The 13,771-nt window shown below is 68.8% G+C and carries 14 protein-coding genes; 7 read left to right on the forward strand and 7 right to left on the reverse strand.

Features of this window, described 5'->3' with window-relative positions; translation table 11 throughout:
- The 4 genes from FPZ41_RS26035 to FPZ41_RS26045 all read right to left on the reverse strand — a co-directional run.
- On the reverse strand, nt 1–414 hold a 414-nt coding region (locus FPZ41_RS26035), incomplete at its 3' end, for a DUF2637 domain-containing protein (protein WP_152866123.1).
- Between the two features lie 77 nt (nt 415–491).
- Complete coding sequence (locus FPZ41_RS47275; protein WP_194236221.1) at nt 492–659, reverse strand: hypothetical protein; 168 nt, start codon at nt 657–659, stop codon at nt 492–494.
- A gap of 78 nt (nt 660–737) precedes the next feature.
- A complete protein-coding gene (locus tag FPZ41_RS26040; protein ID WP_152866124.1) occupies nt 738–2,081 on the reverse strand; it encodes an FtsK/SpoIIIE domain-containing protein in 1,344 nt (447 codons plus the stop codon).
- 2 nt (nt 2,082–2,083) lie between these two features.
- Complete coding sequence (locus FPZ41_RS26045; protein ID WP_152866125.1) at nt 2,084–2,413, reverse strand: SCO3933 family regulatory protein; 330 nt, start codon at nt 2,411–2,413, stop codon at nt 2,084–2,086.
- Nucleotides 2,414–2,574: 161 nt separating this feature from the next.
- On the opposite strand from FPZ41_RS26045, the gene FPZ41_RS26050 reads away from it, so the two are divergent.
- Both FPZ41_RS26050 and FPZ41_RS26055 read left to right on the forward strand, forming a co-directional pair.
- Nucleotides 2,575–3,366 carry a GntR family transcriptional regulator gene (locus tag FPZ41_RS26050; protein WP_152866126.1) on the forward strand — a complete coding sequence of 264 codons (792 nt, stop codon included), beginning with the start codon at nt 2,575–2,577 and terminating at the stop codon, nt 3,364–3,366.
- Nucleotides 3,366–4,031 carry a YdcF family protein gene (locus tag FPZ41_RS26055; protein WP_152866127.1) on the forward strand — a complete coding sequence of 222 codons (666 nt, stop codon included), beginning with the start codon at nt 3,366–3,368 and terminating at the stop codon, nt 4,029–4,031. The genes FPZ41_RS26050 and FPZ41_RS26055 overlap by 1 nt, the downstream gene beginning before the upstream one ends.
- A gap of 14 nt (nt 4,032–4,045) precedes the next feature.
- Here FPZ41_RS26055 and FPZ41_RS26060 read toward each other — a convergent pair whose 3' ends face one another.
- A complete protein-coding gene (locus FPZ41_RS26060) occupies nt 4,046–4,678 on the reverse strand; it encodes a nuclease-related domain-containing protein (protein ID WP_322620731.1) in 633 nt (210 codons plus the stop codon).
- A gap of 1,107 nt (nt 4,679–5,785) precedes the next feature.
- Between FPZ41_RS26060 and rlmN the strand changes: the two genes are divergently transcribed.
- From rlmN to FPZ41_RS26085, 5 genes are all read left to right on the forward strand, one after another.
- A complete protein-coding gene (gene rlmN, locus FPZ41_RS26065) occupies nt 5,786–6,892 on the forward strand; it encodes a 23S rRNA (adenine(2503)-C(2))-methyltransferase RlmN (RefSeq protein WP_152866128.1) in 1,107 nt (368 codons plus the stop codon).
- A gap of 214 nt (nt 6,893–7,106) precedes the next feature.
- Nucleotides 7,107–8,192, forward strand: coding sequence for a thiamine ABC transporter substrate-binding protein (locus tag FPZ41_RS26070; RefSeq protein ID WP_322620732.1), 1,086 nt, complete (start codon nt 7,107–7,109; stop codon nt 8,190–8,192).
- Nucleotides 8,193–8,236: 44 nt separating this feature from the next.
- A complete protein-coding gene (locus tag FPZ41_RS26075; protein ID WP_152866130.1) occupies nt 8,237–9,838 on the forward strand; it encodes an ABC transporter permease in 1,602 nt (533 codons plus the stop codon).
- Complete coding sequence (locus FPZ41_RS26080; protein ID WP_152866131.1) at nt 9,839–10,885, forward strand: ABC transporter ATP-binding protein; 1,047 nt, start codon at nt 9,839–9,841, stop codon at nt 10,883–10,885. It begins immediately after the preceding gene.
- Nucleotides 10,882–11,679 (forward strand): maleylpyruvate isomerase family mycothiol-dependent enzyme, encoded by a 798-nt coding sequence (locus FPZ41_RS26085; protein WP_152866132.1) that lies wholly within the window; start codon nt 10,882–10,884, stop codon nt 11,677–11,679. Before FPZ41_RS26080 ends, FPZ41_RS26085 begins: the two co-directional genes overlap by 4 nt.
- 105 nt (nt 11,680–11,784) lie before the next feature.
- Here FPZ41_RS26085 and FPZ41_RS26090 read toward each other — a convergent pair whose 3' ends face one another.
- Together FPZ41_RS26090 and FPZ41_RS26095 are read right to left on the reverse strand one after the other, a co-directional pair.
- Nucleotides 11,785–12,474 (reverse strand): LAETG motif-containing sortase-dependent surface protein, encoded by a 690-nt coding sequence (locus FPZ41_RS26090; protein ID WP_322620733.1) that lies wholly within the window; start codon nt 12,472–12,474, stop codon nt 11,785–11,787.
- A 155-nt stretch (nt 12,475–12,629) separates the two neighbouring features.
- Entirely contained in the window at nt 12,630–13,751 is a 1,122-nt protein-coding gene (locus FPZ41_RS26095; protein WP_322620734.1) for an LOG family protein, read from the reverse strand.
- Between the last annotated feature and the right edge of the window lie 20 nt (nt 13,752–13,771).

The following is a 13,771-nucleotide window of genomic DNA, read 5'->3' on the forward strand; positions in this document are numbered from 1 at the left end:
GGCCGGGGCTGCGGGCGCCGGCGGAACCGGCACCCGGTCCCCGGCCGACTCGGGCGAGGGAGAATGAGCGAGCAGGGTTCCGCCCATGAACGCCAGCGCGGGCCACGCCGCGACGAGGATGCGCAGCCAGGCCGGAACCTGCTCCAGGTCGAGAAGCCCGGCGGTGGCGATGTTGGCGCCGAGCGAGGCGACCAGGGCGATCAGGAACCAGCACCAGGCCAGCCGCGACGGACCATCGGTGCGCAGCCGTCGCCACGCGGCGACCAGCAGCAGGTCCACGCTGACGGGGTAGGCCCAGGCTTTCCAGCCGGTCTGTCCGGCCGCCTCGGCAAGGTCGTGCAGGTGGGCGAAGGACAGCGCCCCGGCGATCACGGCTTGCACGAGTACGGCGTCCGGGCGGACCTTGCGGGTCATGTCCTCACCTCCTCTTTCGGGGATTGGGCCAGGGCGGGGCGGGGATCGATGTCCAGCCGCCCCAGCCCCTGGCGGGCTTAGTCGTCGGCGGGGATCTCGCACGCGCCCAGGCAGTTCAGGCACAGGCCCGCCTGCTGGCCGACGGTGCGGCGCTTGCGGCCAACGCGGACGGTGCGGGAGACCTCTCCGGTGCCCTTGCAGACCGGGCACGGCTTGGTCCGGGGCTTGCTGGTCTTGCGCGCCATGGGTGGTGCTCCCTTCCGGCATGGCTGGGGTAGGGACCTGGCGCGATGCGGTCGCGCCGACCGGAGCAGTGCGGGGGGTTACTCGGTGACCGGGCGGGGGTTCACGAGCGGCGGAGCAGGCTCCGGCTCGGGGCGGACGGTCGGCCGGAACGGGGCCAGGAACGGCAACTCCGGGGTGAGACCGGCGAACTGGCGGCACACAGCCACCACCTCGTCCGAGGAGACCTCGGGGGTGCGGATGCGGGACCAGCCACCAGAGGTGTCACCGGCCACCGCCACACCGGGGCGGTCCGGTGCGATCGCGGTCACGGCCATCACGGCGTCGGGGGCGATGTCGCCCAAGCCCATCTCAGCCGTCTGCTTGTCGTTGACGCGGTGCACCACACGCCCGGTGAGCTGAGCACGTAGCGCGGTTGCGCCCTTGCCGAGATCGGAGCCGAAGCGCTGCCCGCAGACTTCCAGGAAGATCCCGACCGCGCGGGCCATTTGGCCCAGCCGGACCATCTGCATCACCGAGCGGTCCCGGCGTTCCTCCTCCTTCCTCGCGGTCACCAGGAAAAGCTCTGCCACCTCGTCGACGAGGACGACCAGAGGCACCGGCCGCACGTCCGCGGGGAGTTCCCACAGGTCCGATGCCCCGTGTTCGGCCAGCAGGTCAAAGCGGTCTTCCATCTCACCCACCAGCGCATCCAGCAGGCGGGCAGCATCGTCCGGGGTGGTGACCAGGCCGGACAGGCGGGGCGCGTAACGGTTCTGCTCCACACCACGCTTGCAGTCGATCCCGACCAGGCCCACCGGCAGCCGGGCAAGCCCCTTGATCAGGTTGCGCTGATACATGGACTTGCCGGACTGGTTCGCACCCAGGGTCAGAGCCATGGGGACCTTGCGGTAGTCCCGCTCGAACACCGACCCGTCTTCCCGCAGCGCCACCGGCACCACCAGGTCACCGGGCAGAGCCGAGCGAGGCAGCCGCACCCGCTTGAGCACGTCATAGCCGGTCATCCGCAGCTCGACGAAACCGGGCTTGGTTTCCACCACGGTCACCGACCGCACACCCCACGCGTGGCGCAGACGTTCGGAGGAGGCGGCCACGTCCGCGGGTTCCAGCCCGGCCGGGAGCCGGAGGGTGACCCGCAGACCGACCGAAGTAGGCGCCACGCGGCGGACCTTCGGCGGCAGCGGGCGGACCTCACGGCGGGCGACGTTGCGGGTCATGAAGGCCCGCAGGCTGGACGGCTGCACCGTCAGCCCGCACACCTCCATCGTGGAGCGGTAGGTCCAGGTGAACCGGCCCCAGGTGGCCGGGAGACCGACCAGCGACCAGTAGACGCGCGGAGCGCGTACCTTCGCGTAGCCGAGCCCACCAACACCCGCACCAGCGGCAACGCTCCCGACTTCCAGCCAGGTAGGCAGGTCGGTCATGGTCAGGCCGCCGCCGTGATCGCGACCGCGCGGAACGAGATCCCGTGACGCTTCTGGCCGTTGAACTCGTTCTCCCAGTCACGCGCCTTGAGCCCCACGACCCGCACGGGCGTGCCCGGCGCCAGACCCTCGGGGAGACCCGTCTCCGGGATGGTCACCTGGTAGAGGTTCCCCTCTCCCTCATCCGAGATCAGCAGGCCCACCGTGGACAGGCCCGCACCGGTCTCCCGGTCCATGGCGCGCTCCCCGGTCTTCTGGCTGACGAGCTTCGGCGTCGGCGCGGTCGCGACGAACACCATGGCGGTCGAAGTGTCGATCTTGAAAGACGGCATGAAGCACTCCCTGAGTCGATGCGTTTGAGTAGCCCCAAGGCAGGGCCTCGACTCGCTGTCCTAGGACTGCGAGCGACTTAGGAAGACTGTGACACGCAGTCCTGGGACTGTCAACAGTCCTGGGACTGTGTTTGACTTAGTCCTGTCGAGAGGGGTACGAGATGACGCCCAAGTGGCGAGAACTAGCAGACAAGCTGGCTGCACAGATCAAGGGCGGTGAGTATGCGCCGGGTCAGCAACTTCCCCAGATCAGGGAACTGGTCGCGGCCGGTGAGGGCTCTAAGTCCACCGTCCACGCGGCCTACAAGGCTCTTGAAGCTGAGGGTCTGGTCACCTCGTCTCGGGGGCATGGCACCGTCGTACGACAGCAGGTCCCGCTCAAGCGGCTCGGCATTGCGCGATACGACAAGGCCAAGTGGCGAGATGGCGACGAGGTGGCGTTCATCGCGGACCGTGTGGCTTCCGGTCGCAGCTACCGCCGGAACGAGCAGACCCAGAGAGTCAGTCTCGTTACAGCACCCCCAGCAGTCGCGGTCGCTCACGGTCTGCCTGAAGGGGCAGAGGTATATGCGCGAGCCCGGCTTGTGAAGGAAGGGGACCAGCCAACGCACTCGCTGACCAGCTACTACCGACCCGAGCATGTCGAAGGCACTCGACTGGTGGACCCGACTCCGGGGCCCGCTGGCCGAGGTGGTGGGTTCCGGGTGCTATATGACGCGGGTTACGAGATTGACCACATGAAGGAAGAGCTTTTCGCTCGGGCGCCCACTGCCGACGAGGTGAAACTTCTACAGCTACCGCCGGGCGAACCCGTCGTCGAGTTGCATCGAACGACCTACACAGCTTCTGGCACAGTGGTCGAGTTCGCCATCGGTGTACATGCAGCATCGCGCTTCGCCTGGGAGTACGACTTTAAGGTCCCGGACTCAGCGAAGGGCGAGGAAGGGCAGTGATGATCTCGATACAGGCATGGGCCGACGCGCGACGACTGTGGGACTACCACCAGATGGGCCACTCGCCGCAGCCTTGCTCAGTCGCGATCGGCCTAGGCAGCCACGATCTTGGGGTGGCTGACACGGCAGTAGACCTGTACAGGCGCGGCATGGCTCCGTTGCTGGTCTTTACGGGAGCCACCAGCCCCACGACGCGGAAACGTATGCCGAGAGGTGAAGCTGTCCATTACCGTGAGCGGGCGCTAGAACTCGGCGTTCCTAGCTCAGCTGTGCTTGTGGAGCCGCAGGCTCGCAACACCGGGGAGAACATCCGCTTCTCCAAAGCTGTGCTTGAAGACGCTGGAGTGGCTGTGTCCTCCGTGCTTCTGATCAGCAAGCCGTACGAAGAGAGGCGGAGCTACGCGACAGCACGCAAGCTTTGGCCAGGCGTCGAGATCGTCAGCGCGTCCACTCCTATGACGTTCAACGACTACGTGGACTCCATCCAGGACGCTCGCTTGGTCATTGACATGCTCGTGGGTGCGCTTCAGCGACTGTTGATCTACCCGGAGCACGGGTTCATGATCAGTCAGCCTGTACCGGATGACGTGCTTGAGGCTTACGAACGGTTGTGCCGTGAGGGCTTCACCAGCCGACTCGTCGCCAACGACCAGCGGTCTGCTTGAAACGGCCAGGTCAGTCACGAACGGCCGGAGCCCCCCACCCAGGTACGAGACTCCCGCGCTACGCGATAGATGTGCGCTACCTGTTCGGCCGAGAGCGTCGGCGACAGGCCCGAGAGGACGCGATCTAACTGGTCGACTGCCAGGACCAGGACCGGCGCGTTCGCGTTCTTGACCGTTAGCTTCGCTGCGTGCACCACCGAGATCACGGGCCGGACAGGGACCTCAACTCCACAGCGGCGAGAGAGGGCCCGCGATACGCGACGGGCCTCGGACTGACTGATGGCGACATGACGGGTCGAAGCGCCGTTGATCGTGATGGCGGAGTCGCCGTACCAGACGGTCTTTCCTCGGTGTCGCTTCGAGTTGATGGAGAAGACGCCAGCAGGACCGATGGCGAGGTGGTCAATATCTGCGCCGCTTGACCACTGAACAGCATGGAGAGTGAACCAGCCGCGCCTGTTAAGCCTGGCCAACCTCTTGCCGGTGACACACTCGCCAGTGAGTCCGTCCGCCCAGCTACGAATCTCCGAGCCAGGCGCCCAGCGGCCGATCAATCTGAGCAGTGGATTCGGCTGTAGCTCTTGGATCTTCCGCCGCACCGCGTCGCCCGGTCGGTTGCGTGCCAAGTCCTCTGACAGCGGCTGCACTCTGCCCCCCTCGTGCCTGCACTAGCTGCCAGGTCATCACGGAGGCGTCACCAGTTCCAAGGCGCGTATCAGTCAGGAGCTGTTACAGGTTTCTCTACCTCATCAAGCCCCGCCCTTCCGGGCGGGGGAGGGGTGATCCCACCAGGTCGCAGCCCGCAGGGTCCGGCAGAGCTCCCAGCCGTCGCGCACTTGAGAGAACAGGGCTCGATAGCACCACCACGGGAGACCTCAGCTCCCCCGTGCTCCACAGCCCCCAGGGCTAGAGCCTCCACCCCTCGGGCACGGCCTACAGCGTCCGGGCTCTGGGTTGGAGGGCTCTTGGTCTTCGGCCATCCGGTCGCGCTGGCCCCATGGCTTTCCGGCCGCCGCTGCGTAGATCACACCCCACCGGCCCGCACTGCGGGCCGGCGCGGGCTCGGGACTCGGGGCTTCGCTCCTGCCTTCGGCCCGCGCCGCCCCGGCCCCGGCCCCGCGCCACCCAAGTTGCCACGGGGTGATCACGCTTCACGCTCTGGCCCGCCAAGGGTCGATGCACCGGACCGAGCCTGATTCCCTACCTTGGCCCTACCACCAGGCTCGACCTGAGGATGCGGCACTGCCATGGGGCCACACGCATGATCCGCAAGGGACCCAACTGACGCTTTGATCCAAAAGCAGGTGCGCGACGGCTGGGAGCTCTGCCGGACCCTGCGGGCAGTGGTGGGTGGGATCGTGGGTGGCTGGGGTGATCGACTCCACGACTTTAGCCAGCCACTTTGGGGCGAGCCTCGAAGATCATGGCCCCAACGTCGTGCTTTAACGGGCAGGTCAACAGACTGCCCGACTCGCCGGAAGCTTACGGGGCCATGATCACTCGCCCCAAAGCAGCTCCAGGCCAAAGTCGCTCCGTCGATCACGTGGGCACGCTCCGACCTGGGGGAGTCCGATGTTCACAATCGTCGCCATCGGGACCACTATGAGTTGGCAGGCCGCGATAAGGCCCCAGTGGCTGGGCCGTCTGTGGGCCGTCCGAGGCTGATCAATGGCGACCGGCGACGACCAATGACGACAGTCGTCCAGATCGGCGGCCGCAGGTCACACGATTCGATCTGCGACACTGTTACGGCCATGCCTAAGCCCGGAGAACTCACTTTCGTCGCGCCGCGCGGAGCCAAGAAGCCGCCGCGGCATCTCGCTGATCTCACGCCCGCCGAGCGCAAGGAGGCGGTGGCCGCGGTCGGGGAGAAGCCGTTTCGTGCGAAGCAGCTGTCGCAGCACTACTTCGCTCGGTACGCGCACGACCCGGAGCAGTGGACCGACATCCCCGCCGGTTCGCGCGCCAAGCTGCGGGAGGCGCTGCTCCCCGAGCTGATGACGGTCGTGCGGCACCTGTCCACGGACCAGGAGACGACCCGCAAGACCCTGTGGCGGCTCTTCGACGGCACGCTCGTCGAGTCCGTGCTGATGCGCTACCCGGACCGGGTCACCATGTGCATCAGCTCGCAGGCCGGGTGTGGCATGAACTGCCCGTTCTGTGCCACCGGGCAGGCCGGGCTCGACCGGAATCTGTCCACCGCCGAGATCGTGCACCAGATCGTGGACGGGATGCGGGCCCTGAGGGACGGTGAGATCCCGGGCGGTCCGGCGCGGCTCTCCAACATCGTGTTCATGGGCATGGGCGAGCCGCTCGCCAACTACAAGCGCGTCGTCGGTGCCATTCGTGCGCTCACCGATCCCGAGCCGGACGGGCTCGGGCTGTCCCAGCGGGGGATCACCGTGTCCACCGTCGGGCTCGTGCCGGCCATTCACCGGTTTTCCGACGAGGGCTTCAAGTGCCGTCTCGCCATCTCGCTGCACGCCCCCGACGACGAGCTGCGCGACACCCTCGTACCGGTCAACACGCGGTGGAAGGTGCGGGAGGTGCTGGATGCCGGGTGGGAGTACGCGGCGAAGTCCGGGCGGCGGCTGTCCATCGAGTACGCGCTGATCCGGGACATCAACGACCAGGCGTGGCGCGGTGACCGCCTCGGGCGGCTGCTCAAGGGCAGGCCCGTGCACGTCAATCTGATTCCGTTGAACCCGACGCCCGGTTCGAAGTGGACCGCCTCGCGGCCCGAGGACGAGAAGGCGTTCGTCGAGGCGATCGCCGCGCATGGTGTGCCCGTGACTATTCGCGACACCCGTGGGCAGGAGATCGACGGGGCCTGCGGTCAGCTGGCGGCCACCGAGCGGTAATCTGAGCGCGTACATCTCAATATTCCGGCAGGGGAGCGCCACAGCGCTGAGAGTGCGGCAAGGGCCGCAGACCCTCTGAACCTCGCCCAGGTCATTCTGGGTAGGGAGATCGGTCACCACTCAAGCTGTTGCGCCCTGCCCGGGATTCTCGGAGCTGTCCGTTGATCCCGGGCAGGGCCGCGTCTTCTCCTGGTCATCCCCAGGAGGAATCCAAGTGAGTACCAGCAAGAAGGTCGTGGCCGCCGCCCTCGGGCTCGGTCTGGCCACGCTGTCCGCGTGCGGGTCGTCCGACTCGGGCAGCGGCGGCTCGGACTCCGGTTCGAAGACCGTCACCCTCGTCAGCCACAACTCCTTCGCCGCGTCCAAGGACGTCCTGAAGGCGTTCGAGAAGGAAACCGGGTACAAAGTCAGGGTCCTCAAGGACGGCGACGCCGGTCAGGCCGTCAACAAGGCCATCCTGACCAAGGACAACCCCCAGGGCGATGTCTTCTTCGGTGTCGACAACACGCTCTTGTCCCGCGCGTTGGACAACGGGCTGTTCCAGTCCTATGAGGCGAAGGGGGCCGAGCTGATCCGGCCGCAGTACCGGGCCGACCAGGGCAAGCACCGGGTCACGCCCGTCGACTCGGGGGACATATGCATCAACTACGACAAGGCGTACTTCAGTAAGCGCAAGCTGAACCCGCCCTCCTCCTTCGACGACCTGGTCAAGCCCGACTACAAGAACCTCCTCGTCACCGAGAACGCCTCCACCTCCTCGCCCGGCCTCGGCTTCCTGCTCGGGACCGCCGCCAGGTACGGCGACGACAAGTGGCAGGACTACTGGAAGAAGCTCAAGGCGAACGGCGTGAAGGTCGTCGACGGCTGGGAGCAGGCGTACAACGAGGAGTTCTCCGGGTCCGCGGGCGGCAGGAAGGCGAAGGCCGACCGGCCGCTCGTCGTCTCGTACGCCTCCTCACCGCCCGCCGAGGTCGTCTTCGCCGACCCGAGGCCCGAGACCGCGCCGACCGGGGTGTCGTACGGCACCTGCTTCCGGCAGATCGAGTACGCGGGGCTGCTCAGCAACGCCAGGAACAGCGAGGGCGGCAAGGCGTTCCTGGACTTCCTCATCAGCAAGGAGTTCCAGGAGGACATGCCGCTCAACATGTTCGTCCACCCGGTGATCGAGGGGGCGTCGGTGCCCAAGGAGTTCACCGAGTACGGACCCGCCGCCAAGGACCCCGAGACCATGGCGCCCTCGAAGATCGCCGCCAACCGTGACCAGTGGGTCAGGTCGTGGACGTCACTCGTACTGAAGTAGCCGTCGGCGGGAACCGTGCGGGGAGCGCGGCTCGGCTCGGGCTCATGGCCCTGCCCGTCGCGTTCTTCGCGGTGTTCTTCGCCTGGCCCGTCGCCGCGATCGTGGCGCGCGGGCTGAAGGTGGACGGCGCGTGGCGGTTCGGGCGGATCGTGGACGTGGTCGCGCAGTCCGACATCCGGCACGTGCTGTGGTTCACCACCTGGCAGGCGCTCGCTTCGACGGCACTCACGCTGCTGATCGCACTCCCCGGCGCGTATGTCTTCGCACGCTTCGACTTCCCGGGCAAGCACGTGCTGCGGGCGGTTGTGACGGTCCCGTTCGTGCTGCCGACCGTTGTTGTCGGGACGGCGTTCCTGGCCCTCGTCGGGCGCGGCGGGCTCCTCGACGAGCTGTGGGGCGTACGGCTGGACACGACCGTGTGGGCCATCCTGCTGGCCCACGTCTTCTTCAACTACGCGGTGGTCGTACGGACCGTCGGCGGACTGTGGGCCCAGCTGGACCCGCGTCAGGAGGAGGCCGCGCGGATGCTCGGCGCATCGTCGCTGAAGGCCTGGCGCAGGGTCACCCTGCCCGCCCTCGCGCCCGCCGTGGCCGCCGCCGCGCTGATGGTCTTCCTCTTCACCTTCACCTCCTTCGGCGTGGTGCAGATCCTCGGCGGGCCGACCTTCTCGACGCTGGAGGTGGAGATCTACCGGCAGACCTCGGAGATCTTCGACCTGGCCACCGCCGCCGTGCTCACGATCGTCCAGTTCGCGGCCGTGGTCGCGATCCTCGCCGTGCACGCCTGGACCGTACGGCGACGGGAGACCGCCCTGCGCCTGGTCGACGCGGACTTGACGGCCCGGCGCCCGCGCGGCGCCGGGCAGTGGGCGCTGCTGGCCGGCGTCCTCGTCACCGTCGTCGTCCTGCTCCTGCTGCCGCTCGCCGTGCTGGTGCAACGCTCCCTGGGCGCAGCCGACTTCGGCTACTACCGGGCCCTGGGTGGTGAGGACGGCGGCACCTTCCTCGTCCCGCCGATCGAGGCGATCGGCAATTCGGTGCGGTACGCCCTCGCCGCTACCGCCATCGCCGTGGTGATCGGCTCTCTCGCCGCCGCGGCCCTCACCCGCCGCGACGCGGGCCGGCTGGTCCGCGGCTTCGACGCGCTGCTGATGCTGCCGCTGGGCGTCTCCGCGGTGACCGTCGGCTTCGGCTTTCTGATCGCCCTCGACGAGCCGCCCCTCGACCTGCGCTCCTCCTGGATTCTCGTGCCGCTCGCCCAGGCGCTGGTGGGCGTCCCCTTCGTCGTACGGACCATGCTGCCCGTGCTGCGGGCCGTGGACGTACGGCTGCGGGAGGCGGCGGCCGTGCTCGGGGCGTCGCCGTGGCGAGTGTGGCGGGAGGTCGATCTGCCGATGGTGCGACGGGCGCTGCTGGTGGCGGCCGGGTTCGCGTTCGCCGTGTCGCTGGGGGAGTTCGGGGCGACGGTGTTCATCGCGCGGCCCGACAGCCCGACGCTGCCGGTCGCCGTGGCGCGGCTGCTCGGCCGCCCCGGTGATCTCAACTACGGCCAGGCGATGGCCCTTTCGACGATTCTGATGGTGGTGTGCGCGGTGGCGCTGCTGGTGCTGGAGCGGCTGCGCGCCAACCGGACCGGGGAGTTCTAGATGCTGTTGAGTCTGGAGGACGCGACCGTCCGCTTCGGCGGGCGGGCCGTGCTCGACGCCGTCGGCCTCGATGTCGCTGAACACGAGATCGTGTGTGTGCTCGGGCCCAGCGGCAGCGGCAAGTCGACGCTGCTCCGGGCGGTGGCGGGGCTGCAACCCCTGTCCGGCGGGCGGGTGCTGCTCGACGGGCGGGACCAGACGGGCGTGCCCGCGCACAAGCGCGGCGTCGGCCTGATGTTCCAGGACCACCAGCTGTTCCCGCAGCGCGATGTGGGCGGCAACGTGGCGTTCGGGCCGCGGATGCACGGCGAGGCGAAGGGCGAACGGGCCGCGCGTGTCCGGGAGTTGCTGGAGCTGGTCGGGCTGCCGGGGGCCGAACGCCGGGCCGTGGCCTCCCTCTCCGGCGGCGAGCAGCAGCGCGTCGCGCTGGCCCGCGCCCTCGCCCCGAGGCCCAGGCTGCTGATGCTGGACGAACCCCTCGGTCAGCTGGACCGGTCGCTGCGTGAGCGGCTCGTCGTGGAACTCCGTGAGGTATTTCACGAGTTGGGCACGACCGTGCTCGCCGTGACGCACGACCAGGGCGAGGCCTTCGCGCTCGCCGACCGGGTCGTGGTGATGCGGGACGGGGGGATCGCCCAGTCCGGCACCCCGCTTGAAGTGTGGCAGCGGCCGGCGGACGAGTTCGTGGCGCGCTTCCTCGGCTTCGACAACGTGGTCGCGGCGACCGTCAGCGGCCAGGTCGCGGACACGCCCTGGGGCAAGGTGCCCGTGCCGGAGGGAGCGCCGCAGGGGCCGGCCGCGCTGCTGGTCAGGCCCGCGGGTGTACGGCTCGTGGAGCCCGCGGAGGGGCTGCGCTGCACCGTGGCGGCGCGAACGTTCCGGGGCACCCATGTCGCCGTCCACCTGCAACCGGAGGACGCGCCGAGGCTGGAGGCGGCGTGTGCCCTGCGGGACGCGCCGGGGCCCGGGGACGAGGTCGGTGTGGCATTCGACGCAGCGGAAATCGTCCTGCTCGGGAAGCCTTCCGCCCTAGGGTCAGGATCATGACCCCACTCGGACATGACCGTTATTGCGACGAGATCGACAAACAGGTACAGCAGCTGAGAGCGGTGGTGACCTCCGGCGCGGACCTCGCGGCGACCGTGCCGACCTGCCCCGACTGGTCCCTGGAGCAGTTGGTGCGGCATATGGGAGGGGCGCTGCGCTGGGTGGACCACATCGTCCGCTCACGGGCGCAGGACGAGGTGCCCGACGACGAGGTGCCGCACTCCGAGGGTCCCGAGGAACAGGGCGACCCGGCCGCACTGGACGCATGGCTCGCCGAGACCGGCGCGTCGGTCGTCGAGGCGATACGCGCGGCCGGCCCCGACACCCCGGTGTGGACCTGGGCCTGGGACCGGAGCACGGCGTTCTGGGCCCGGCGCATGGCCCACGAGATCACGATCCACCGCGCGGACGCGACACTCGCGGCCGGGCTGCCGTACGAGGTGGCGCCCGAGATCGCCGCCGACGCCATCGACGAGTGGCTGCAGATCGTCGAGTTCGTGCAGCGGATGAGGCCGGACGACGCCGCGAGCGCGCTGCGTGGACCGCACCGCAGCATCCACCTCCACGCGACCGACGCCCCGGACGGTGTGAACGCCGAGTGGTTCATCGAGCTCACCGAGGAGGGCCTCGCCTGGCGCCGGGGCCATGAGAAGGCGACGGTGGCGCTGCGCGGACCGCTCACCGAGGTGCTGCTCGCCTTCTACCGCCGGCTCCCGCCCGACGACGGGCGGCTGGAGGTGCTGGGGGATCGTGAGCTGCTGGACTTCTGGCTGGAGCGGGCGACGTTCGGCTGAGCTCGCACAGCGGTGGCCCGCCCCCTGGTCGAGGGGACGGGCCACGGAGCCGTACGTGACGTACGGCTGGAGAGCGGCCGTACGCGGCGTACGACCCGGAATCCTTCAGCGGGACGAGGCCCCGCGGCGGCGCGTGCTGTAGTGGATGGCGCCAGCTCCGACCGCCAGGAAGGCGGCGGCGATCCCGGCGATCACCGGGGTGTTGGAGTCGGCACCGGTCTCGGCGAGGTTCGAGTCACCCTCGGGCGACGGGCTGTTGCCGTCCCCGGCGGGCTCCGGGGTGGCGCTCTCGGACTCCGACGGCGCCGGTGTGTCGGTGTCGGTGTCGGCCGGGGTGGACGGCTTGTCCGACGGCTTCGGGTTCTCCGGCGCCGGCGGGTTGTCCTCTTCCTGCTCGCACGCCTCGGACGGCGTGGTCAGGTTCGGCTTGATGTCCTCGTCGACGTAGCCCTTGGCCTTGATGTGGATGCGGTACTCGGCGTTCGGCTCCCAGTCCTCCGAGAACGTGACCGTGACGCCCTTGGCCGTCGAGTTCTCGATGGTCCGGGTTCCGACCATCCGCTCGTCCGCGCCGTTGTTCTCCAGGTAGACGGAGACCTCGGCGGTGACGCCCGTGGGGTCCACGTCGGTGACGCTGATGACGCCCTTGCCGTCGGCGTCGCACTCGGCCTTGGCCGAGAAGTCACGGATGCTGCAGGCCATTGCGTTGCTCGCGACGCCGAGCACAAGTGCCACGGACGCGGAGACAACACCCAGGAACCGCACCGAGCGTGCGGTGCGCGGAGATATGGACACGGTTGCCCTTCAAGGGAAATGCGGGGGGTTCGGGCCACAGCTGTGACAGCTGTAACCCTATGTGGTTCACAGGTTTATAAGCGCGCCATAAGTACTGTCAATCCGGCGACGCATCACCGCAGTTGGCTTTGCCCGCTCATTAACAGCCGTGCCGTTCAACCGCCGAGACGTGCGAGGGCCTCCGGCGCCTCCTCGACGTGGTCCACCAACGCGATCCGGGATTCCATCGACCGTTCCCGGGCCAGCGACTTCAACAGGGGCCAGGCGGGGAGGCGGTCCGTCCAGTGGGCGCGGTCCACCAGGACCATGGGAGTGGGTTCGCCGCGGGACTCGTAGTAGTTCGGGGTCGCGTTGTCGAAGATCTCCTGGACCGTGCCGGCGGCGCCGGGCAGGAAGACGACGCCCGCGTTCGAGCGGGCCAGCAGACCGTCCTCGCGGGTCGCGTTGGCGAAGTACTTGGCGATGTGGGAGGCGAAGACGTTCGGCGGCTCGTGGCCGTAGAACCAGGTGGGGATGCCGACCGAGGTGTTGCCCTTCGGCCAGCGGGCACGCACCTCGAACGCGCACCGCGCCCATTCGGTGATCGACGGCGTGAACGAGGGCGCCTTCCCGACGAGCCGGCAGGCCTCCTCCAGCATGGCCTCGTCGTACGGGGCCGCGTACGCACCGAGGTTCGCCGCCTCCATCGCGCCCGGGCCGCCGCCCGTCGCCACCGTGAAACCGGCGCGGGCCAGCGCGCGGCCGAGCCGGGCGGCGCCCTCGTACGCCTCCGTGCCGCGCGCCATCGCGTGGCCGCCCATCACCCCCACCACCCGTGCCCCGCACAGGAGTTCGTCGAGGGCGTCGGAGACGGAGTCGTCGTGGACGGCGCGCAGCATCGACGCGTAGATGTCGCCGTCGGCCCTGGTGCGCTGGAACCAGGCGTACGCGAAGGCGTCCGGTGTCTCCTCGTAGCCCTTGTCGAGCGAGGCGAACAGCTCGTCGGGTGTGTAGACATGACCGCGGTAGGGATCGAAGGGCAGGTCAGGGACGGGCGGGAAGACCAGGGCGCCGTCGGTGCGTATCTTCGCCTCGGCGTTCTCCCGCATGGGGCAGCCGAGGAAGACGGAGCCGGTGGTGTCCGTGGCGAGCAACTCCCTTGTACGGTCCGTCAGATCCACGCCCTGGACGCGAAATCCGGCGAGTGTGCCGCGGGCCGAGACGGTGGCGTCGAACTCCTCCAGCGTCTCGATCTCACGGTCGTTGTGGTGGGCTGCGTGGGCGGGGCTCGTCTGCACCCGCCCATGCTAGGCCCCGT

The sequence above is a fragment of the Streptomyces acidicola genome, assembly GCF_009377235.1.
Taxonomy (GTDB): Bacteria; Actinomycetota; Actinomycetes; order Streptomycetales; family Streptomycetaceae; genus Streptomyces; species Streptomyces acidicola.

Coding starts and splice junctions, on each gene's coding strand:
- FPZ41_RS47275 (WP_194236221.1), bottom strand. CDS start 659: ATGGCGCGCAAGACCAGCAAGCCCCGGACCAAGCCGTGCCCGGTCTGC.
- FPZ41_RS26040 (WP_152866124.1), bottom strand. CDS start 2,081: ATGACCGACCTGCCTACCTGGCTGGAAGTCGGGAGCGTTGCCGCTGGT.
- FPZ41_RS26045 (WP_152866125.1), bottom strand. CDS start 2,413: ATGCCGTCTTTCAAGATCGACACTTCGACCGCCATGGTGTTCGTCGCG.
- FPZ41_RS26050 (WP_152866126.1), top strand. CDS start 2,575: ATGACGCCCAAGTGGCGAGAACTAGCAGACAAGCTGGCTGCACAGATC.
- FPZ41_RS26055 (WP_152866127.1), top strand. CDS start 3,366: ATGATCTCGATACAGGCATGGGCCGACGCGCGACGACTGTGGGACTAC.
- rlmN (WP_152866128.1), top strand. CDS start 5,786: ATGCCTAAGCCCGGAGAACTCACTTTCGTCGCGCCGCGCGGAGCCAAG.
- FPZ41_RS26075 (WP_152866130.1), top strand. CDS start 8,237: ATGGCCCTGCCCGTCGCGTTCTTCGCGGTGTTCTTCGCCTGGCCCGTC.
- FPZ41_RS26080 (WP_152866131.1), top strand. CDS start 9,839: ATGCTGTTGAGTCTGGAGGACGCGACCGTCCGCTTCGGCGGGCGGGCC.
- FPZ41_RS26085 (WP_152866132.1), top strand. CDS start 10,882: ATGACCCCACTCGGACATGACCGTTATTGCGACGAGATCGACAAACAG.